The sequence below is a fragment of the Janthinobacterium lividum genome (assembly GCF_011601275.1).
Classification (GTDB): domain Bacteria; phylum Pseudomonadota; class Gammaproteobacteria; order Burkholderiales; family Burkholderiaceae_D; genus Janthinobacterium; species Janthinobacterium lividum_E.
Genome location: NZ_JAAOLY010000002.1, coordinates 129,571 through 150,507 on the forward strand (window position 1 = coordinate 129,571; position 20,937 = coordinate 150,507).

Below are 20,937 nucleotides of genomic sequence, written 5' to 3' on the forward strand. Positions count from 1 at the left end.
CGATTGCGGCAATGCAACATTGATGTAGATCAAATTCTACATCAATATTATTTAAATGAACTAATTGACAAGCAAGCGAATCGCGGTGCTTTTTTGATAGCATCGTGGGGCTGGCGCACAGAAAAGCGGCCGTGCAAAAGAAGGGGAGATTGCCTGGAAAACAAGCGGTGGAGCGACCTGGCGCGAGGCGCCAGGCGGGAACGTGCAAAAATGGGGGCCATGCTATTGCGATGCAACATGGCCCGCCTGGCCTTACTGCTGACTAAAACATCACGGCCTTATTTGCCCGGCGCCGGAGCCGGACGCGAATACAGGTCGATGATGGTGCTGATGCCATCCTGGCATACGGAGCAGAACGTCTCGCTGCGGTCGAACATGATGCATTGCATCTCGGGGCGGTAGTAGCCGGACGACTCGTAGTGGGCGCCTTCGAAGGCGCCCACCGCATGGCGCTGCGGCGCCTTCGAGAACAGCTGCTGCGTGTACGCCAGGTCGGCCTTGAACAAGTCGCTCATCTCGTTTTCCGGGCGGTTGGCAGCGCGCAGGGCCGCACGCTGTTTCTGGTATTCGCGCGCATGGCTGTCGTACGCCTCCTTCGGCCATGGCGTGGGCAGCGGCGTGCCCGCCTTTACGTGGTTCTTCCATTTCAGCTTGGCCGGATCGCGCAGCGCCGTGGCGTTCGGCTCCCACGGTTCCTGGCGCTCTCCATTCGACTGATAGGCCACGGGCGAGGTGTAGTACTCGTCGGCCAGGCCGGCGAAATGGTGGCCGAATTCGTGCACGAACAGGTAGTTGGCCCAGTCGTTGTTCGCCGCCGCCGTACTGAACTGGCCGAAGATGCCGCCGCCGCCGTAGGTATCGTTATTGACGAGGATTTCGATGAATTCGTACGGCGCGTACTGCGCCAGGTCGCGCAGCGCGCGGTTGTCTGTCGTCAGCACGTAACGCTCGCTGCCGAAGATGTCGTAGCGCGTGCCCAGTGGCGAAGCGTGGTGCACGCCCGTCGATGGGCGCGACACGCCCGACTCCTGCGTCGGTGCGGCCATGGCCCACACGTTAAAGTCATTGGCCCGCTCGCGGAACGGCGACACCGTGAAAAGATGCTCGGCCAGCTTGCGCGCCGTCGCTTCGAACTTGCCCATTTCCGCCGCCGTATAGCCGTCGCCCATGATCAAGAGGTCAACCTTGCCGGACGATGGACCACTGATGCGGATCGGGATCGGCTTGACGGGCGCAGGCGGTTGCCTGCGGATCACGTCCTGCGCGGCCGGATCGACGTCCGTGCTCCACACAATGGAAAACAGGCCGCGCTCGTCGCGCTTGAGGATGCGCACGCGTACGGGCTGCTCGGGCTGCGGGAAGCGCACTGACTCCTGGAACGCGCGCGTGGTGGTTTTCGCTTCATCGGTGCTGGCCCATTCGCCGAAGATGGTGGAAAAACCGCGCGAATACAGCACCTTGCCCGACTTGATGTCGACCACTTCCAGCATATTGTTGCCGCGGTTGCTGTCATCGATGGGACGCGCCAGGTTGCCCGGCCATGGCAGGGGCTCGACCAGCACGCGCTCGACCGCGTAATGCTCGCCCAGCGCATTGCCGCTGTGCTGGTAATCGAGGCGCATGGTGGCCGGCAGCGGCGCATCGGCCGCCTGCGCGGCAGGGACGATGCCGGCGGCCAGCGCCAGCGCGCAGAGGAAGGATCGAATCGGGGTCTGCTGCATGTCATTCCTAAAACGGTAGAAAAACAGGTAAAGGGAACGGTTTTCCAAACAATCGGCGGGCCTGCCCGGCAGGCGCGGGAAAAACCGCTGCGGCACATTGTAGCGACAGGAAGCAAGCGTGCAAAGCGGCCATTTCACGCGATTTGCTTGACCCCGCAAGGCAATCGGCCTATATTAGATTGACCAGTCTACTAATTAAAGGGTAAGCCCATGCGCACCATCGATCCCGACAAACACGCGGCACGCCGCGACGCCATTCTCGCCGCCGCGCGCAGCTGCTTCGCGCGCAAGGGCTTTCACCAGACGAGCACCGCCGCCATCTGCGCGCAGGCGGGCATGAGCCCCGGCAACCTGTTTCATTACTTCCCCACCAAGCAAGCGATCATCGCCGCCATCGTCGACCAGGAAGGCAGCGAGACGGCCGCCTATTTCGCCGGCGTGCAAGGCAGCGCCGATGCCTACGGTGCTCTGCTCGACTTCACGGACCTGGTGCTGGCGCTGGCGGCCGACGCGGACTTTGCGGGACTGGCGCTGGACATCGCCGCCGAAGCGATGCGCGACACGGACATCGCGGCCAGGGTGGCGCGCAACGACGCCAGCCTGCGCGGCGGCCTGCAAACCTTGCTGGAAGAAGCGGCAGCAGGAGGCCAGGTCGACGCCGCGCTGGATCCCGCGCAAACGGCCAGCTGGATCGCCGCGCTGATCGACGGCATCTTCAACCGGGTCGCCGTCGATCCCCATTACGCGCCGCTGGCGCAGCGGGCCAGCCTGCGTCTATTACTGGCGCGCTTCCTGCGCCCTGCCCTGGCATGAGCGCCACCACGAGCGGCTCACTGAGTACGCCGTCCACGCGCATCGCCGACGTCGACGCCCTGCGCGGCTGCGCCCTGTTCGGCATTTTGGTCGTCAATATCGGCGCCTTCGCCACGCCCTGGTTCGGCCTGGGCTTGACCGATCCCGCCTTTCACGGCGGCGTGGACCGTGCCACGCATTTTCTCGTCGCCCTCCTGTTCGAGACCAAGTTCTACCTGCTGTTTTCCTTTTTGTTCGGCTACAGCTTCACCCTGCAGATGCAGGCGGCCGCGCGCGCCGGTGCGCCGTTCGTGCCGCGCATGCTGCGCCGGCAAGCGGGCCTGTGGCTGATCGGCGCCCTGCATGCCGTGCTCCTGTTTCATGGCGACATACTGACCACCTACGCCGTGCTGGGCATCGTGCTGCTGGCGCTGCACCGCTGCGGCGAACGCCGGGCACTGTCGCTGGCGTTGATGCTCGTCGCCGTCTGCGTGGCATTCTGGGCGGGCATGGCCTGGCTGCAAAGCCTGCAGCCGGCGGGCGACGCCGCAGACAACGCCGTGGCGATGGCGCAAAAGGCGGCAAGCGCGCTGGCCGCCTACCGCGCCACGCCGGCCGCCGTCGTCCATCAGCATCTGCGCGAACTCAGTGACATCTGGCTCGTCCTGCTGCTGGTGCAGGCGCCGTGCGCGCTGGCCATGTTCCTGTGCGGTCTGGCCGCCGGCAAGCGCGAAATGCTGCTGCATGCGAGCGATTATCTGCCACTACGCCGCCTGCTGCGGGCCGGCGCGCTGGCGGGATTGCCCGGCGCCGCCTTCTATGCGTGGACCTCCGTGTATGGCGACAGCCAGGCATGGCAGGTGGCGGGACTGGCTGTGGGCCTGGCCACCGCGCCGCTGCTGGCGGGCGCCTACCTGGCATTGGCGCTATCTCTGTTCGAGCGCCTGCGCGACGGCACGCTGTTTGCGCTGCTGGCCGACACGGGCCGCATGGCCCTGTCGAACTACCTGCTGCAGTCGGCCACCTGCGCCATGCTGTTCCTTGCATACGGCGCGCGGCTGATGGGCAGCGTCTCGCCGCTGGGAGCCCTGGCGCTGGCCGCCATCATCTTTTGCGTGCAGCTGCCATTGAGCCGCTGGTGGTTGCGCGGCCATGCGTATGGCCCCGTCGAGTGGCTGCTGCGGGCCCTGACGATCGCCGCGTGGCCGCGCTGGCGGCGCCAGCGCGCCGCTTACTTGTAACGGTACAACGGCTGGCGCAGCTGGATCGGGCGGATATCGAGGCGCAGCTTCAGCACGGAATACGCTTCCGCCTCGGTCGAGCTGTAGCCGACACTGTTGACGGTTTTACTGAAGCGGAACTCGAAGCCCAGGTCCGGGTACGGGTCGCGCGGGTTGCCGAAAGCGATGCCGATGGCTTCCTGCTGGGCGTTGTCGATCAAATTGCCCATCAGGTCCAGCACGGCGTTGTTGCCGAGGATATCGTTGGTAAACACGGGTTCGCGCATGTCGGGCTGGTTCGGATCGAGCTTGTTGTCGGCCTTGTCCGGTGACGGCGTAAACACGCGCGTGACGAGGTTGAATTTGTCGCCCCGGTCCAGATAGCTGATGGCCGCATTGCTGATATTGAAATTTTTCACGCCGCGGTCGCTGATGGCGCCGGACAGGTCAATCAGCAGGGCGCCGCTGTAGCCGATGACTTCCACGTCGCGCATGGCGTCGACCACCATGGCGCTGTTTTCATCGATGCCCAGTCCCAGGTGATAGCCTTTTTTCAGCATCACGGGAATCATGCGGGCAAAGCGCCCGCGTACCAGCAGATGCTGGTCGACGAAGACGTCGCTGCCGATGAAGCCCAGGCCCGGCGCGATTTCGCGGCCATCCGTCACACCCATCTTGAGCATGTCGAGCACCGGCTTGGCGTCGTAGAACATGGTGGTGCTCATGATGGCCGCGCCGGCGCTGGAACCGGCGATCACGCCGCCGTTGCGGTAGACCGACCAGATGGCTTCCAGCGCGGCCGTGCGGCTGCCGTCCGGGCGCAGCAAGGCTTGCGTGATGCGCCCCTGGTCGCCGCCGGCAAAGTAGATGCCGGTGGCCGACTTGATCTGCGTGACGATGGCCGGGTCTTCGGCCGCCTTGCGGTAATCGCGATTGGCCAGCTTGACGGCCAGGGGCACAAAAAAGGCGTCGGCGCCATATTGATTGAGTTTCCTGATGATGCTTTCACCGGATTTTTCCGGGTTCATCGCGGCCGATGCCAGCACGGCGATACGCGCGCCCGGCCCGCCCGACAGCTTGACGATGCGCTGCCAGACTTCGGCATTGTCGGCGCGCAGTCCGCCGCCGATGATGACGAGGGTGCCCTGCGGCGCGCTGCCGATGGCACTGCCGGCCGGTGCCGCCACGGCATGGACGCTGCACAATGCCAGCGTGAACAGCAGCGCGGCGCGGAAGGTGCGATACAGGCTTGAAGATGATTTCATGGTGCCTTTCGAATACAAGGAAAGTGGCGCGCACTTGTTGATACCGGCGCGCGCCCTTGCTGCCAAAACTGCTGCTTGCAACCCAACGCCATCGAACTACGATACTAACCGCCGCGTGTGACAGCGGTATGGCGACAACTCCTGCTTTCCCACTTATTTGAAGCTGTAATTGGCGCTCGCATAGAAACGCCGGCCGCGCGGGTCCGTGTAGCTGGGGTCATAGCCGGACAGGAAAAAGTAGGCCTGGTTCGAGTATGGCGGGCTGGTATTGAACAGATTTTGTATCCCGGCGCGCAGCTTGAACTGCTGGCTGACCGCATAAGCCGCCGACATGTCCCACAAGGTGTACGCCTTCACCCGGTTCGGTTTGACGACGCTGCCGTCGTCCGTGTTGATGGCCGAGTTCTGGTCAGCGTAGCCGCTCGAATAGGTGTTCGACAGGCTGGCCGAATACGGCCCGTTGTCCCAATCGAGGGTGATCGTGTGGCGCCAGCGCTGCACCACGCCGTCCGTGACGAAACGATTGAGATTGCTGACAAAGGTGTCGCCAGGACTGGTCTGGATTTTCGAGTCGAGCACATAGGTGCCGTTCAGGTGCCCGCCAAAGCGTCCCCATGCCGTTTTCACGCCATGCAAGTCGGCCGTGATATCGATGCCCGAGGCTTTTTGCGCGCCGCGGTTTTCCTTGCGCAGCTCGATGTAGTCGATCTCATTATCCTCGTTGCGGTGTACGAGGTCGCCATATTTGGCCAGGTTGCCCAGGATGATGTCGTCGCCGATTTCGCTGATCAGGTCCGTGCGCTTGATGTTCCAGTAATCGAAGCTGAAGGTCCAGTGCTGGCTCGGTTCGAGCACCAGGCCGGCCGAAAACTGGCGGCTGCGTTCCGGTTTCAGCTTGTTGTTGCTGTAGCGGCGCGTGTCCCAGTTCTGCGCGCAATCGGCATAATTGTTTTCCACGGTGGCGCACAGCACGGGATCGGGCAAGGTCGCCGTACTGCTATAGACGGTGGGGCGGTGCAGGTCCGACATCGACGGCGCGCGGAAGCCCTTGCCGGCGGAGGCCCGCAGCAGCACCTGCTTGCTGGGCATGTAGGTCAGGCCCACCTTGGGGCTGAGGGCGCCGCCCACTTGCTCGTAATGGTCGTAGCGGCCAGACAACTGCGCTTGCCATTGCCTGGTGAACGGCAGCAGCAATTCACCGTAGACGGCTTGTACATTGCGGCTGTCGCTGGTGCCCTTGCCGCCTTCCGGCGCCGCATCGTTGTTGATGTTGTCGCTCATCAGCAGTGCCGATGGACGGAACTCGGTGCGTTCGCGCCGTACTTCGCCGCCCACGGCCAGCGCCATGTCGCCCCCGCCCATGGCCATCAGCGCGCGCGAGGCCTTGAAGTCCACGCCATCCATGGTGCCGCGCGCATGGCGTACCTCGTCGTCGATCTGGATGCTGTCGAGCAGCGCCCGGCCTTGCGCGCCGGAGGGCCCGAACGGGTTGATGTCGCCGGTGGCGATCCCTTCGATCAGCTTGTCGTACAGGACGTAGCCATGCGTATCGCGGTCCTTGACGATGTTGACGCTGTGATTGAAGCCCACGTCGTAATCCCAGCTGGCGAGCGTGCCGGTGGCGCCCACCACGAAGCGCTGACTTTCGCTGGTCAGCTGGCTGGTGCGCATGCCCGCCTCGTTCAGGCGCATGCGCAGCTCCAGTTCACGCTCCACCTGCTTGCCATCGTCATCGAGCAGCGTATCGAAGCCCGCATTGGCCAGCTGCGGCACCTTGCTGTAATCGAGAAAACCGGTCACGCGCGCCGACGAGCCCACGTAATGGCTGCGCGAGCGGCTCAGCGCCACTTCCGCGTACAGCTGGTGATTGTTATTCAGTTTCAGCACGCCGCGCGTGAGCAGGTTCTGCTTGTCCGTCTTCGGATACAGCTCCGTGTCGCCCATGTAGTCGTAGGTGCAGGCATCGACGCCACCCGTGCCCGCCGGCAGGTACAGATTGGCCGGCGGCGCGCAGTTCGGAATTCCAAAATTGATCTGGCGGTTGGTGATCGGCTGGCCATTGAGCAGGAAGCCATTGTCCTGCAGGTGATCGCGCTGGGCGCTGGACAGACGGATATTCGCCGGGCTGGTAAAGTTCGACAGCAAATGCCCGAGGCGCTGCGGAATCTGCAGGTTCGGGATGAACTTGCGCTGCGAGGAACGCAGGCGGTCCGTTTTTTGCAGGTCGACCACGGCAAAGATATTGTAGCCATCCACCGCCAGGTCGCCCGTGCCGGCCGTGATGCTGGCTGTGCGCTTGCCCGCGCCGCCTTCATCGGTGCGGCTGCCATAGACATTCAGCTCCACGCCCTGGTAATCCTTGCGTGTAATGAAATTGATGACGCCGCCGATGGCGTCCGTGCCGTACAGGGCCGAAGCGCCGTCGAGCAGCACTTCCACGCGCTGCAGGGCGGCGGCGGGAATGTTATTCAAGTCCACGCCCGCATCGTCGCCGGGCGAGGCAAAGTTGGCCATGCGCCGGCCATTGAGCAGCACCAGGGTCGACGAGGTGCCCACGCCGCGCAGGTTGGCACTGTTGAAGCCGCGCTGGTCGCCGCCCACGTTGATGCTGGCGCCGTCCGTCAGGCCGCCCACGTTGGCCGACACGCGCGCCATCAGCTCGGCCGCCGTCGTCACGCCCGCCTTTTCGATCTCGGCGCGCGTGATGATTTGCACGGGCAGCGCCGTCTCCGACTCCAGGCGCTTGATGGCCGAACCCGTGATCTCCACGCGCTGCATTTTTTTCGGCGCAGGTTCGCCATCCTGCGCCTGCGCCTGCTCTTGTGCCTGCGCGCCGCCGGCCAGCATGCCCAGCGCCGCCGACACGCTCAAGGCGCCCAGCGCGAGGCGCACGCCTTGCGCCAGCACCGACTCGCGCGGCAAGGAGCCGCCCTCCTGTCTTTTCATCTGCATTGTCATTCTCCCCGGATGTTGATGCCTGACTTTTATAATGATTTTGCGACTGCCTTGCGTTGTTTTGAAGCTGTTTTGCGCGGACCCTGCACGCCATGTTCGCCGCCATACAGATAGGCGGCGATGACTTCGCTCAAGCGGGCCGCTTTTTCTACGTTCTTCCTGTTCGATACCATCAGCGCCACGGCCAGCGCCTCGATCATGGCCAGCGCCGTGCTGGCGCTGCTGGGCAAGACGGGATGCGTGCTTTGCGCGTACAGCGCGTGGTCGGCCAGTTCGGCCAGGGGCGACGCGAGCGAGTCGGTGAGCGCCACGATGCAGGCGCCGCGGTCGCGCGCGAAGCTGGCCAAGCCGATGCAGTCGAGCGTGTAACGGGGGAACGAGATCACTACCAGCACGTCGTGCGCCGTCAGGTTGACCAGGTGGCCGGCCGCCACTTCCGAGCCACCGATGCCCACCACTTCCACCACGTGCGGGCAAAACGGCTGCAGATGCTGCACCAGCATGCCGGCCAGGTTGGCCGACAGGCCAAAACCCATCACATACACCACCTTGGCGCGCGTCAGGCGGCGCACGACGGCCTGCATGGCGGGCGGCGACAGGGCGTCGGACGTGGCGGCGATGTTCGCGGCCGCATATTCCAGGCTTTCCGTGATGGGCGAGGTGGCGCGCGCGCGCCGTTCTATCGTGCGGCGCAGTTTGTCGACCGGCTGCAACAGCGATTGCAGGGTTTCGGCCATGGCGCCGCGCATGGCCGAATAATTCTTCTGGCCGATATCGCGCGCGAAGCGGCTGATGGTGGCCGTCGACACCTGGCAGCTGTCGGCCAGTTCCTCGATGCCCAGCGCCGTCACGCGCATCTGGTTGCGCAGCAGATAATCGGCGATCTGCCGCTGCGAAGCCGAGCCGCTGGCCAGCACGTGCATCAGCGCCTGCCCCAGCGGCGATTGCGCGAACGCGGCATCGGGCGACGCCAGCGTGGTGGCCACTGGCGTAGGGGCGCTGCTGCGGGCAGGACTGGCGGATGCTCTCATATCACTGGCGGCCTGTATTCTTGGGCACTGCGGATCACTGGCGAAAGGCGAAATCGGGTCGCTGGAACTTACTGTACTCATATCAAAAAGAAAACTCAACAAATATTTGTAAAAGGATTTTCATTGATTTACTTCGTGAAAATATTGCTACATAATCGACCGGAATCCATCAACCATGCACCTTTTCAGGGCACCCACCATGCAAGTACAACAGCATCCCATCTCCACCGCGCACGCCAGCATGTCCTGCCAATTGAGCAGCTTCCACTTCGGCACTGCGGCCGCCACTAGCCGCAGCGGAAAGAAGGTGTACATCCAGGCGGCCTTGCACGCGGACGAGGTGCCGGGCATGCTGGTGTCGCAATTTTTGCGCCGCGAACTGCTGGCGCTGGAGGCGGCCGGCAAGATCCACGGCGAAATCATCCTGGTGCCGGCCGCCAACCCGATCGGCCTGGTGCAAGCCATCCATGGCGCGCCGTTCGGCCGCTTCGACCTGACCACCGGCATCAACTTCAACCGCGCCTACCGCCACGTGGCCGATGAATTGAAAACCACGCTCGATGGCCAGCTGGGACAGGATGCGCAAGCCAACGTGGCCCTGATACGCGAGCACGCGCGCGCCGCCGTCGCCGCCTGGCGACCGGGCACGGATGCGGAAACCTTGAAGAAAACCCTGCTGGGCATGGCCATCGACGCCGACATCGTGCTCGACCTGCACTGCGATAACGAGGCGGCCCTGCACATCTATACGGGCACGCCGCTGGCGGCGCAAATCGCGCCCCTGTCCGCGCTCCTGGGTGCGCGCGCCGTGCTGCTGGAACTGGCGGCCGGCGAAGAGCCGTTCGACGAAGCCTGCAGCCGGTTATGGTGGGATCTCGACGCGCACTTCGGCGGACGCTATCCGATTCCCGCCGCCTGCCTGTCGAGCACCGTCGAATTGCGCGGCGAAGTGGAAGTGAGCTACGCCCTGGCCGAACGCGACGCTTCCGCCCTGCTGCGCTTTCTCGCCATCGAGGGCGTGCTGGAAATCGACGGCGCCGGCGACAACCTGCCCGCGCCGCAATGCCAGCCGACGCCGCTGGCCGGCGTGGAACCGATCCTCGCGCCGCATCACGGCGTGCTGGTCTACCTGCGCGAAATGGGCGACGTGCTGGCCGCCGGCGACGCGGTGGCCGACCTGATCGACCCCGTCAGCGGCGAGACGACGACCTTGCGCTGCACCGTGGCCGGTGTCTTTTTTGCGCGCAGCGCCCACCGCCACGTCTTGCGCGGCATGAATGTCGGCAAGGTCGCCGGCAGCATCGCCTTCCGCGGCGGCAGCCTGCTGAGCCAATAAGTGACATCCATGAGAAAATTCAAGCTCCCCAATACCTTCGTCCTGCTGTGCGCCATCCTGGCCATGATCGCCGTGGCGACGTGGCTGGTGCCGGGCGGGAAATTCGACACCCAGCTGGTGAACGGCAAGCAGTTGATCATCCCCGGCACGTTTCATTACGTCGACAACAAGCCGCAGGGCCTGGCCGCCCTGATGATGGCGCCCATCAAGGGCTTCGTCGACGCCAGCCTGATCATCGGCTTCGTGCTGATCGTCGGCGGCGCCTTCGCAGTATTGCAAAAGACGGAAGCCTTCGACTCGCTGATCAAGGCCATCGCCAAGGCGCATACCAGTTCGCGCTTCGTGCGCGCCGCCATCATTCCCGTCTTCTTCACCATGTTCTCGCTGGGCGGCGCCACTTTCGGCATGAACGAGGAAGCGATCCCCTTTATCATGATCTTCGTGCCGCTGGCCCTGGCCTTGGGCTATGACACCATCACGGGCGTGTCGATTCCCTTCATCGGATCGCAGGTGGGCTTTTCCGCCGCCTTTTTGAATCCGTTCAACGTCGGCATCGCGCAAGGCATCGCGGGCGTGCCGATCTTTTCCGGCATCGGCTACCGCCTGATCGTGTGGGCCATCGCCACGGCGGTCAGCATCGTGTTCCTGATGTGGTACGCGGCGCGCATCAAGCGCCATCCGGAAAAAAGCCCGACCTACCTGCTTGACATCGAAAAGCGCAGCGAGCACTCGATGGACCTGGACAGCTTTGCCGGCATGACGCGCACGCACCGCGCCGTGCTGTGGATTTTCATGGCGACCCTGCTGACGATGGTCGTCGGCGTCGTCAAGTACGACTGGTTCATCGATGAAATCGCCGCCCTGTTCCTGGTGATGGCCATCATCGTCGGCCTGGTCGGCCGACTCGACATGGACAGCCTGGTAGCGTCCTTCGTGCAGGGCGCGCGCGACATGGTCAGCGTGGCGCTGGTCATCGCGCTGGCGCGCGGCACCATGATCCTGGCGCGCGACGCGCAGATCATCGACACCATACTGCATGCGCTCACGCCTCTGGTGGCCTCGTCCAACCCCGTCTTCGCCGCGCAAAAGATGTTCTTCATGCAGTCGGTGATCAACTTCTTCATCCACTCGGGCAGCGGCCAGGCGGCGCTCACCATGCCCATCATGGCGCCGCTGGCCGACCTGGTGGGCGTGACGCGCCAGACAGCCATCCTGGCCTTCCAGTTCGGCGAATTCACCACGCCGATGATCCCCACTTCCGGTATCACCGTCGGCGTGCTGGCGCTGGCGCGCGTGCCCTGGCTTACGTGGGCCAAGTGGATGATCCCGCTGCAGCTGATTTATCTGGTGCTGGCGCTGCTGCTGCTGATTCCTCCCTGCCTGATGCACTGGCAATGAAAGAAGCCACGGCGATGCATGGCCGCCGTGGCTTTTTTATTTGCGATACGCCGTTCCGTACGCGCCTTTTACGCCGCCCTTTGCCCAGTCGGCCATCAGCTCATAAAACCCAGGCGTGATGACGGTGGACTTGCGCGTTCCATCGGGCGCCTGGGCGTAGCTGCGCATGCCGTGGTCGGCCTGCGGGAAGAGGTAGACCGAGATGGCCTGGCCTTGGCCGCGCAACGCCATCAGGCGCTCCACGGTGACAGCCGGCGGTGCCTGGCGGTCGTCCTCCGCCAAGGCCCATAACTGCGGCACCGTGACTTGGCTCAACACCTTCACAGGATCGATTGACCAGTCGATATCGAGCTTGTCGAATCGCGGTATGCCATGCTTGCGCAGCTCGTCGGCCGGCATACCCAGCAACACGCCCGTGTAGCCTCCCTTGATGAGGGAAAACCAGGGTTCCCTGCCAAACTGCTGCTGAAACGCCGACAACTCATCCAGGCCATCGTTGTAGCCGGATTTGACGATCCTGGCCGTGATATCCGTCAGCGTCCGGGCCTGGGCAATGACGTCGCCGCCATAGCCTTTATCCTGAAGTTCCCTGGCGACCTGCGCCGCATCCTGCTCCGTGATATCGACCGCCAGACCATAGCCAATGCCGATGAATTCCGCCTTGGCACGCACCTGCGCCAGCGGGACGATCCAGCCGCCCTGGCTCACGCCCAACAGGCCGAAGCGGCCGTAACGCCCTTGCGCCAGCCGTTTGGCTTCGCGCGACGCGGCCACCAGGTCATCGGCCAGACGTGGAAAATTCTGCGTATATTCACCTTCAGACAGCCCGGTACCGCGCTTGTCATACACGAAAACGGACACGCCCCGGCCAAGCATCTGATAGGGATCGCGCGCGCGGTCTATCCAGCCAGTGCCTTCGGAACCGTGCGCATACACGACCAGTGGCGTGTCCTTGCCTGCGCCCGGCGCTTCCATCAAGCGGCCAGCGAGCATGACGCCGTCCGATTCAAAGCGCGTATCCGCTTCGGCCAATGCCACTTTCGGCCAGCGTTCGTTGCCGCGGACAAGCACGGCGTCCTTTCCGCACGCGACCAGCGCCCCGGCATCCAGCGTATTGCCCACTATCCCGTCGCTGAAGGTGTAGCCGTATCCTTTGCCACCTTTGGTCACAGAGACGAAGCCCGTCTGGTCCTGGCGAAAAATGCCCGTCTCGCAAGGCGCCGGACTGAATGCCTCCGGCATGGATGCGCCAGTCGCCGTGAGAGATACGGCAAGAAGAGGCCAGAGAAAAAAAGAGGTCATGGAGTCATGTGTCCGATACGGGGCTGTCGCATTGTTAATCAGGAAAACGGAAATATCTGGGCAACACCAGGGCCACGCGCACACCGCGTCGGCTGTTCAACGCCGGTATATATCGGGAAAATACCGTTCCATCAGCGTCTCAGGCCTGAGCGGCGCAGTAAAGCCGTGGCGCGCATACAAGCCATGCGCCGTGCTGGTGGCCAGCATGAAACGGCGCAGGCCCTGCAAGTCAGGATGTGCCATCACGGCCTCCATCAGGCGCTTGCTGTAGCCGCGGCCGCGGTATTCTTCCAGCACATACACATCGACCAGATAGGCAAAGGTGGCGTAGTCGCTGACCACGCGGGCGAACGCCACTTGGCGGCCGTCGAGGGTCCCGCCAAAACACAGGGAATGGTCGATCGCGCGCTGTACGGTAGCGTACGGGATGCCGATGGCCCATGTCGATTGCGTGCTGAGAAAATGGTGGATGGCTGGAACGTCGAGTTCTGCCTTGTCGGTGCTGATCATCAAAGGTGGCATCGCGCAGGCCCTGCTATCGTTGAAAACACGATCATCGGCCATTTTGCTGCTGCTGTCACCAGGCTTGGAAAGAACCGGGGGCGCCGCCCGTTCTGCCTGTCCATGATGCGGTACTGCTATTTTCTGCTGATGCTTGTCGTACTGCCGGCATTGCATCGCCACGCTTACAGGGCCGCTTTTTCTTCGGCGCTCAGGCGCTTGGCGCTCACATACACGGTGTGCATGGTGGCTTGGTCTGCGCTGGCGACGAGGGCGGCGGAAGCGGCTGGCGCGGCGCGGAACTTCGGCACGGCGGCGGTGGCCAGGCTGGTGGCGGCGGCAACGGCGATGATGGCAACGAAGATGGCTTCCATGTTTTTAGCGATGTTCATGATGGTGTCCTTTGGGTGGCTGGTTGTGTGCTGCGATGATTGAACTGTAGGCCGATCGCCCCTGAACTGCCATCGGATTGCGACCAAACGCACGATACGCGGGACAGAATACAAAAAGCCCGGATGAAACGCGTAACAGGCCATCGCCGCGGCATTTGACGCTTGCCAACCCCATTCCTGGCCATTTCAGCGCCCTGCAAGCCCCTAAAAGCCCTACCGCCGGCCAACCTTGTTTATAATCGCCCTACACTAAAGGACTTCTTTCATGACTGATCAATTCTCCAAAAAGGGCGAAGCCTGGTCGGCCCGGTTTTCCGAACCGGTCTCGGACCTCGTCAAGCGCTACACAGCTTCTGTATTTTTTGACAAGCGCCTGGCGCTGTTCGACATCGAAGGTTCGCTGGCCCATGCGGAAATGCTGCATGCGCAAGCCATCATCAGCCCGGCCGACTACGCGGAAATCCAGCGCGGCATGGCGCAAATCTCGCAGGAAATCGCCGCCGGCCAGTTCGAATGGCTGCTGGACCTGGAAGATGTCCACCTGAATATTGAAAAACGCCTGACCGAACTGGTAGGCGATGCGGGCAAGCGCTTGCACACGGGCCGTTCGCGCAACGACCAGGTGGCGACCGATATCCGTCTGTACGTGCGTTCCGCCATCGATGACATCACCGCCCTGCTGGCGACGTTCCGCAGCGCGCTGACGGACCTGGCCGAGCAGCATGCCGACACCATCATGCCGGGCTTTACCCACATGCAGGTGGCCCAGCCGATCACCTTCGGTCACCACATGCTGGCGTATGTCGAAATGTTCGGCCGCGACGCCGAGCGCATGGCCGATTGCCGCAAACGCGTCAACCGCCTGCCGCTGGGCGCCGCCGCCCTGGCCGGCACCACCTTTCCCATCGACCGACTGCGCGTGGCAAAAACGCTGGGCTTTGACGACGTGTGCCACAACTCGCTCGACGCCGTCTCGGACCGCGACTTCGCCATCGAATTTTGCGCCGCCTCCGCCGTGCTGATGATGCACGTGTCGCGCATGGCCGAAGAACTGGTGATCTGGATGAGCCCACGCATCGGCTTCATCGACATCGCCGACCGCTTCTGCACCGGCTCGTCGATCATGCCGCAAAAGAAAAACCCGGACGTGCCGGAACTGGCGCGTGGCAAGACGGGCCGCGTCTACGGTCACCTGATTGGCCTGTTGACCCTGATGAAAGGCCAGCCGCTGGCCTACAACAAGGACAACCAGGAAGACAAGGAACCGCTGTTCGACACCGTCGACACCGTCATCGACACCTTGCGTATCTTCGCCGACATGGCCGGCGGCATCACGGTGAAACCGGAAGCGATGCGCGCGGCCGCCCTGCAGGGCTACGCCACGGCGACCGACCTGGCCGACTACCTGGTCAAGAAGGGCTTGCCGTTCCGCGATGCGCATGAAGCGGTGGCCCTGGCCGTGCGCGCCTGCGTCGACGCCGGCTGCGACCTGGCCGACCTGACGCTCGAGCAGCTGCGCGCGTTTTCCCCGTTGACGGATGAAGACGTGTTTGCCGTGCTGACCCTGGAAGGCTCCGTGGCCGCGCGCGATCACGTGGGCGGCACCGCGCCACGCCAGGTACGCGCCGCGATCGCCCGCGTGCGTACGCAACTGGAAAAATAAACGGGCTGCGTCCCGCCAGCGCCCCGCTGCAGCGATGCAGCGGGGCGTTTTTCATTGCGCGACGATTTTCGACAGCACGGAAAAAGCCGCCCCCGTCTGCGACGCCTCCAGCAGCAAGGTCAGCTCCGTATAGGTGCAGATGATGTTGATCAGGTTGATCCGCTCCCAGGCCAGGCGCTTGAGGATGGCGTGATACACGCCCGGCGTATAACAGGTTTCGGGCGCCAGGTGCAAGGTCACGGCCGTCACCCGTTCCAGGCGCGCCAGTTCCTGCTCTTCGCCGAATACCTCTTCCACCAGCGCATGCAGTGAACGGCTGCAGATCACCATCACCTCATTGACGCCGCGCGTCACCGTGATGAAGGTGCCACGCTGGGGCGCCGCCAGCGCCAGCAACTGGCGCTGGCAGGCATACGTCTCGTCGGAGTAGCGATAGGTAAAAATCATCAATTCGCTGCGCGTGGACAGTTCACCCGCGCGGTGCGCCAGCATGATCTCGCCGCTTTTCTGCTGCGGCATCCGTTCGGCCAGGCGGCGCAGCGCCATCACCACGGCGGCCTGCCCCACCGGCTTCCACAAGTCGGTCTGCAATTGCGGCTGCAGCTGGCGCGCCAGTTCCGACAGGTTCAGCAAGCCCCGGCCCAATCCCTCGCTGAGAAAGGCCGATTCCATCACGATCTGTTCCACTTTGGTCGCTATCGAAAGCATAGTTCTTCGGGCCGGTGATTCCGGTGCACGCACCAGGAGCCGGCAACCCTTCCTGAAAAAAGGATGCACTGCGCCAGCGGCCGCGCCGGGCGGCGCGGTCGGACTCATTGAAAAAAGCCCCCTCGCGGGGGGAAGAGCCGGATAGCGTCGGCTAGGAAGGCGGATGCAGCATGAATGCCGCTCCAGAGGGGAAATGGCTGAAACCAACAGCAGAAAACAGAACTGACGTCATGTGAAACTCCCGATTTTTTTCCCGATGCGCTGTATCTGGACGCGGTCATTGCCGCGTGCGCTTTTTTTGTTTTCGCCTGGTCCGCCGGGGACAACGCGAAGAGCTAGTGTAGATCGCAACATTTAGAAAATGCAACAGTGTTTTTCCAACAGAACGCTCCATTAGGGGAAGTAGTCCATAACAAAAGTTGCAGCTTGTGGTAGATCAAACTTTCCAACGATGTGGCGCCGATAAATGTTCAATTCTTAACAAAAATTCGTGGAGTGACCCATTTCTTGAATTTTTTGACATGGCGATCTCGACAAGTTTAGTGTCGCCCTACCCGGCGTCATGCCACCACAAAACGGCAGGCTATCCGCCCGCCGCCAGGCACGCCGGGGTGGCCATCAGGCATCGCGGCCAGCTCATTCACCATTTCCTTAACCGATACCATGGAGCAGAAATGAATTTACGTTTGACGATAGTTGCCGCATCCATCGCCGCCCTGCCGCTGATGGCCACCACGGCAGACGCCGCCACGCCGCTGCCACACACCCTGATGGCTGCCCCGGTCGCCCTGGCTTCTCCACAAGAGACCGCCAGCCTGGTCAACAAGCTGGCAGCGCAGGCGCGCAGCCGCGGCCTGAACACCGAACATGGCTTTGCCGTCGGCGCCCAGCATCCGGGTGTCAGCGGCACGCGTGTCAGCCGCGTGCAGCACACCTACAAGGGCTTGCCCGTCTTCGGTTCCGAAACGGTCGTGGTCAGCAACAGCGCCGGCGACATCGTCAGCGAATCCGTGTCGGACCGCGCGTCCGGCCTCGGCAGCGGCGGCGTCAATTCCGTCACCCGCAGCGCCACCACCGATATCGACACGACACCGGCCATCAGCGCCGCCGCCGCCATCGCCGCCGCAGTGGACAGCATTGGCGTGCGCGCCGTCGACCACGTGCCGCCGCATGCGCAACTGCTGATCTACCCCGTCATGAAAACCGTGCGCGTGGCCGGCGCCGAGAACAAGTCGGAAGCCGCGCTGAACGCCCTCGACGTGCAGGACGTGGTCGACCATTACGAGCTGGCCTACCTGGTGCAGACGCGCATGATCAGCGGTAGCAAACCGGTCTACTACGACACCGTCGTCAGCGCCAGGGATGGCCGCATCCTGCGCCAATGGAAAGCCCTGAAAACCGTCGCCGGCATCGGCAACAGCCAGTACAACGGCCAGGTGCCGCTCAACACCACGCTCACGGGCAGCACCTACACCATGAAGGACCCCAGCCGCGGCACGGGCGGCAGCTTCGGCGGCATGGCCATCACGAATGCCAACCACGGCACCACCTCGGGCAGCGTGTACAGCAGCACCAGCAATACCTGGGGCGACGGCCAGCAATACATCAACGGTGGCAGCACCACCAACGCCAACGGCCAGACGGCGGCCGTGAACGCGATGTGGGGCCTGATGAACACCTACGACACGCACAAGAACGTGCTGGGCTGGTCCAGCCTGGACGGCAACAACACGGCCACCCACATCGCCGCCCACGTCAACACGGCCTACGACAACGCCTACTACGACAGCAACTGCAAGTGCATGTACATCGGCGACGGCGGCAGCTCGTTCAACAACCTCGGTTCCATCGACGTGATCGGCCATGAAATGGGCCACGGCATCACGGACGCCACCTCGGGCCTGATCTACTCGCAGGAGTCGGGCGGCTTGAACGAATCGAGTTCGGACATCGCCGGCGAAATGGTGGAAGCCTATGCGCGCGCCGGCGGCACGGGCACGACGATTCCCAACACGGGCAACGATTGGATGACGGGCAAGGAAATCGCCAAAAATGGCCAGCCGCTGCGCTGGCTGTACAAGCCGAGCAAGGATGGCAGCAGCCCGAATGCGTGGAGCAGCACCATCAAGAACCTGGACGTCCACTACAGCAGCGGCCCGAACAACCGCATGTTCTACTTCCTGTCGCAAGGTTCGAATTCCACGTCCAGCAGCGACTACTACAGCTCCTACCTGAACAAAAGCCCGCTGGCCATGACCGGCATCGGCAGCGACAAGGCGTACCGCATCTGGTTCAAGGCCGCCACCACCAAGTTCACCTCGTCGACCAACTACGCCGATGCGCGCAACAAGGTGCTGCAGGCAGCCGAGGAACTGTATGGCGTGGGCAGCGCCGAGTCCATCGCCGTCAAGCGCGCGTATGCAGCCATCAACGTGGGCGCCGACGTCGATGAATCGACGACGGGCGGCGCGGTGACCATCACCAGCCAGCCGGCCAGCATCACCGTCGCACCGGGCACCACCGCCTCATTCGCCGTAGGCGCGGGCGGCGGCACGGCGCCGTACACCTACAAGTGGTACCGCAACGGTGCCGTGATCAGCGGCGCCACGTCGCCAGCCTACAGCTTCACGACCGTGGCGGCCGACAGCGGCGCCGTCTTCAAGGCAACGGTGACGGATTCGTCCTCGCCTGCCGTGACGGCCACGTCGAACAACGCCACGCTGACGGTCGGCACCAGTTCGGCCACCGAAAGAGTGACGAACGGCGGCTTCGAGTCCGGCGCCACGGGCTGGAGCGGCACCACGGGCGCCATCGGCACCTTCACGGGCCAAACCGCCTATGAAGGCACGAAGTACGCCTGGCTGGGCGGCAATGGCGCCACGGCCAGCGAATCGCTGACGCAAAGCGTGGCCATTCCGGCCGCCGCCACTTCCGCCAGCCTGACCTTCGCGCTGCATATCGACACGGCTGAAACAGGCAATACCGTGTACGACAAGCTGGTCGTCACCGTGAAGAACAGCGCCGGTACGGTGCTGGGCACCCTGGCCTCGTATTCGAACGTGAACAAGGCTGCCGGCTACCAGATCCGCACCTTCGACCTGATCGCCTACAAGGGCCAGACCGTGCAGATCTCGTTTGCCGCGACCGAGGATGCATCGCTGCAAACCTCGTTCGTGATCGACAAGGTCAGCCTGGTTACGCAGTAAGCGGCTGAATTGCGGGCAAGCCATCGATACAAGGCTTGCCCGCACGGCACGATTGATTTCCTGGCAATTCCAGTCTACCCTGAGGCAGTGATTGCCTCTTGCCTGCTGCCGGTACCCGCGACGAATTGAACTTTTTTTGGATTGTTCCTGACCGATGCCTACTTCGACCTTGTCCGCACGCGCCGTCCCCTTTTCACATACTCCCATTTTCACGCCCCAGGCCCTCGCCATGCTCGCCTGAGCCGACGATGCAGTTCCACCTCCAGGTGCAGGGCCCGGCGGGCAGCCAGACGCTGGCCATTGACGCCGCCAGCGAGGCCGAGGCGATCCGCGCGGCCGTGCGCGGCGGCTGGCGCGTGCTGGCCGTCGACGCTGGCGCCACGTCAGACACAGGCGCCGCGCTGCGTCCCGGCAAACAGGGCCTGCCTCTGCTGCAATTCAGCCAGGAGTTGCTGGCCCTGCTCGAAGCGGGCCTGAACCTGGGCGAGGCCATGGCCACCCTGCACAACAAGGAAACCCGCCCTGGCGCCAAGGCCACCCTGGCCGCCATCGTCCTCACCCTGCAGCAAGGGCAAAGCTTTTCCGACACCCTGGCCGGTTTTCCCGACATCTTCCCCGACATTTACATCGCCACCGTGCATGCGGCCGAACGCTCGGGCAACCTGCCCGAGGCGCTGGCGCGCTTCGTCGCCTACCAGCTGCAGTTCGACGCCATCCGAAAAAAACTCATTTCCGCCGCCATCTACCCGTGCATGCTGCTCGTTGTCGGCGGCCTCGTGACCCTGTTCCTGCTCGGCTACGTGGTGCCCAAGTTCAGCGTCGTCTACGAAAGCTCGGGCCGCGAGATTCCCTGGATGTCGCAAATGCTGCTCGGCTTTGGCCAGACCCTGGCCGCGCATCCGCTGCTGTGCGCCGGCGCGCTGGCCGCCGTGTTGGCCGCCGTGGTCTTTGGCATCGCCAACCGCACCATGCGCATGGCGCTGGTGCTGCGCCTCTTGCGCCTGCCCGTGCTGGCAGGGAAGGCGGCGGAATTTCGCCTGGCGCGCTTCTACCGCGCCCTCAGCCTGTTGCTGCACGCCGGCATCCCCCTGCACAAGGCGCTGGCCATGGTCGGCCCCATGCTGCTGCCGGCGCAGCAGGAGCAGCTGGCGCAGGCGCGCCGCGCGGTACAGGAAGGCATGCCGTTTTCCACCGCGCTGGAACAGGCCGGCATGGCCACGCCGGTGGCGCAATCGCTGCTGAAAGTGGGAGAGAACACGGGCCGCCTGGGCGACATGCTGGAACGCTCGGCCAAGTTCCACGACGAGGAATTCGCCCGCTGGGTGGACTGGGCGTCGCGCCTGCTCGAACCGCTCTTGATGACCATCATCGGTGTCGTCATCGGCGGCGTGGTGGTGCTGATGTACATGCCGATCTTTGAACTGGCCGGGAGCTTATCGTGAGAGTC

15 protein-coding genes are annotated in these 20,937 nt (G+C 63.6%); 7 read left to right on the plus strand and 8 right to left on the minus strand.

The annotated features are described in order from the left end of the window. Positions 1–278 precede the first annotated feature (278 nt). Positions 279–1,721, minus strand: a complete 1,443-nt coding sequence (locus tag GYK42_RS03345; RefSeq protein ID WP_166446333.1) for an IgA Peptidase M64 — start codon at positions 1,719–1,721, stop codon at positions 279–281. A gap of 210 nt (positions 1,722–1,931) precedes the next feature. Here GYK42_RS03345 and GYK42_RS03350 point away from each other — a divergent pair, with 210 nt between their 5' ends. Together GYK42_RS03350 and GYK42_RS03355 are read left to right on the plus strand one after the other, a co-directional pair. Then, the gene (locus GYK42_RS03350) at positions 1,932–2,534 is read left to right on the plus strand and encodes a TetR/AcrR family transcriptional regulator (RefSeq protein WP_166446334.1); all 603 of its coding nucleotides are present in this window, start codon (positions 1,932–1,934) and stop codon (positions 2,532–2,534) included. Then, on the plus strand, positions 2,531–3,754 hold the full coding sequence (locus tag GYK42_RS03355) for a DUF418 domain-containing protein (protein WP_166446335.1): 1,224 nt from the start codon (positions 2,531–2,533) through the stop codon (positions 3,752–3,754). The genes GYK42_RS03350 and GYK42_RS03355 overlap by 4 nt, the downstream gene beginning before the upstream one ends. Here GYK42_RS03355 and GYK42_RS03360 read toward each other — a convergent pair. The 3 genes from GYK42_RS03360 to GYK42_RS03370 all read right to left on the minus strand — a co-directional run bounded on the left by GYK42_RS03360 (position 3,745) and on the right by GYK42_RS03370 (position 8,984). Beyond that, on the minus strand, positions 3,745–4,998 hold the full coding sequence (locus GYK42_RS03360) for a cyanophycinase (RefSeq protein ID WP_166446336.1): 1,254 nt from the start codon (positions 4,996–4,998) through the stop codon (positions 3,745–3,747). The two genes, GYK42_RS03355 and GYK42_RS03360, sit on opposite strands and share 10 nt — an antisense overlap. A 153-nt stretch (positions 4,999–5,151) precedes the next feature. Further along, on the minus strand, positions 5,152–7,950 hold the full coding sequence (locus GYK42_RS03365; protein ID WP_166446337.1) for a TonB-dependent receptor: 2,799 nt from the start codon (positions 7,948–7,950) through the stop codon (positions 5,152–5,154). A gap of 32 nt (positions 7,951–7,982) precedes the next feature. After that, entirely contained in the window at positions 7,983–8,984 is a 1,002-nt protein-coding gene (locus GYK42_RS03370; protein WP_166446338.1) for a MurR/RpiR family transcriptional regulator, read from the minus strand. A 199-nt stretch (positions 8,985–9,183) separates the two neighbouring features. On the opposite strand from GYK42_RS03370, the gene GYK42_RS03375 reads away from it, so the two are divergent. Beyond that, positions 9,184–10,320: a succinylglutamate desuccinylase/aspartoacylase family protein gene (locus tag GYK42_RS03375; RefSeq protein WP_166446339.1), complete on the plus strand. Its 1,137-nt coding sequence runs from the start codon at positions 9,184–9,186 to the stop codon at positions 10,318–10,320. 9 nt (positions 10,321–10,329) lie between these two features. Then, entirely contained in the window at positions 10,330–11,718 is a 1,389-nt protein-coding gene (locus tag GYK42_RS03380; RefSeq protein ID WP_166446340.1) for a YfcC family protein, read from the plus strand. 36 nt (positions 11,719–11,754) lie between these two features. Here GYK42_RS03380 and GYK42_RS03385 read toward each other — a convergent pair whose 3' ends face one another. From GYK42_RS03385 to GYK42_RS03395, 3 genes are all read right to left on the minus strand, one after another. Continuing rightward, positions 11,755–13,020 (minus strand): alpha/beta hydrolase family protein, encoded by a 1,266-nt coding sequence (locus GYK42_RS03385; protein WP_166446341.1) that lies wholly within the window; start codon positions 13,018–13,020, stop codon positions 11,755–11,757. A 96-nt stretch (positions 13,021–13,116) separates the two neighbouring features. After that, entirely contained in the window at positions 13,117–13,542 is a 426-nt protein-coding gene (locus tag GYK42_RS03390; RefSeq protein WP_166446342.1) for a GNAT family N-acetyltransferase, read from the minus strand. A 164-nt stretch (positions 13,543–13,706) separates the two neighbouring features. After that, complete coding sequence (locus tag GYK42_RS03395; RefSeq protein WP_128141869.1) at positions 13,707–13,913, minus strand: hypothetical protein; 207 nt, start codon at positions 13,911–13,913, stop codon at positions 13,707–13,709. A 265-nt stretch (positions 13,914–14,178) separates the two neighbouring features. Here GYK42_RS03395 and argH point away from each other — a divergent pair, with 265 nt between their 5' ends. Further along, positions 14,179–15,576: an argininosuccinate lyase gene (argH, locus tag GYK42_RS03400; RefSeq protein ID WP_166446343.1), complete on the plus strand. Its 1,398-nt coding sequence runs from the start codon at positions 14,179–14,181 to the stop codon at positions 15,574–15,576. A gap of 51 nt (positions 15,577–15,627) precedes the next feature. On the opposite strand, the gene GYK42_RS03405 is transcribed toward argH, so the two are convergent. Then, on the minus strand, positions 15,628–16,284 hold the full coding sequence (locus GYK42_RS03405; protein WP_166446344.1) for a hypothetical protein: 657 nt from the start codon (positions 16,282–16,284) through the stop codon (positions 15,628–15,630). Positions 16,285–16,958: 674 nt separating this feature from the next. On the opposite strand from GYK42_RS03405, the gene GYK42_RS03410 reads away from it, so the two are divergent. Next, a complete protein-coding gene (locus tag GYK42_RS03410) occupies positions 16,959–19,490 on the plus strand; it encodes a M4 family metallopeptidase (protein WP_166446345.1) in 2,532 nt (843 codons plus the stop codon). Positions 19,491–19,738: 248 nt separating this feature from the next. Continuing rightward, entirely contained in the window at positions 19,739–20,932 is a 1,194-nt protein-coding gene (locus tag GYK42_RS03415) for a type II secretion system F family protein (RefSeq protein ID WP_166446346.1), read from the plus strand. Positions 20,933–20,937 lie beyond the last annotated feature (5 nt).

Coding starts and splice junctions, on each gene's coding strand:
- GYK42_RS03345 (WP_166446333.1), bottom strand. CDS start 1,721: ATGCAGCAGACCCCGATTCGATCCTTCCTCTGCGCGCTGGCGCTGGCC.
- GYK42_RS03350 (WP_166446334.1), top strand. CDS start 1,932: ATGCGCACCATCGATCCCGACAAACACGCGGCACGCCGCGACGCCATT.
- GYK42_RS03355 (WP_166446335.1), top strand. CDS start 2,531: ATGAGCGCCACCACGAGCGGCTCACTGAGTACGCCGTCCACGCGCATC.
- GYK42_RS03360 (WP_166446336.1), bottom strand. CDS start 4,998: ATGAAATCATCTTCAAGCCTGTATCGCACCTTCCGCGCCGCGCTGCTG.
- GYK42_RS03365 (WP_166446337.1), bottom strand. CDS start 7,950: ATGCAGATGAAAAGACAGGAGGGCGGCTCCTTGCCGCGCGAGTCGGTG.
- GYK42_RS03370 (WP_166446338.1), bottom strand. CDS start 8,984: ATGAGAGCATCCGCCAGTCCTGCCCGCAGCAGCGCCCCTACGCCAGTG.
- GYK42_RS03375 (WP_166446339.1), top strand. CDS start 9,184: ATGCAAGTACAACAGCATCCCATCTCCACCGCGCACGCCAGCATGTCC.
- GYK42_RS03380 (WP_166446340.1), top strand. CDS start 10,330: ATGAGAAAATTCAAGCTCCCCAATACCTTCGTCCTGCTGTGCGCCATC.
- GYK42_RS03385 (WP_166446341.1), bottom strand. CDS start 13,020: ATGACCTCTTTTTTTCTCTGGCCTCTTCTTGCCGTATCTCTCACGGCG.
- GYK42_RS03390 (WP_166446342.1), bottom strand. CDS start 13,542: ATGCCACCTTTGATGATCAGCACCGACAAGGCAGAACTCGACGTTCCA.
- GYK42_RS03395 (WP_128141869.1), bottom strand. CDS start 13,913: ATGAACATCGCTAAAAACATGGAAGCCATCTTCGTTGCCATCATCGCC.
- argH (WP_166446343.1), top strand. CDS start 14,179: ATGACTGATCAATTCTCCAAAAAGGGCGAAGCCTGGTCGGCCCGGTTT.
- GYK42_RS03405 (WP_166446344.1), bottom strand. CDS start 16,284: ATGCTTTCGATAGCGACCAAAGTGGAACAGATCGTGATGGAATCGGCC.
- GYK42_RS03410 (WP_166446345.1), top strand. CDS start 16,959: ATGAATTTACGTTTGACGATAGTTGCCGCATCCATCGCCGCCCTGCCG.
- GYK42_RS03415 (WP_166446346.1), top strand. CDS start 19,739: ATGCAGTTCCACCTCCAGGTGCAGGGCCCGGCGGGCAGCCAGACGCTG.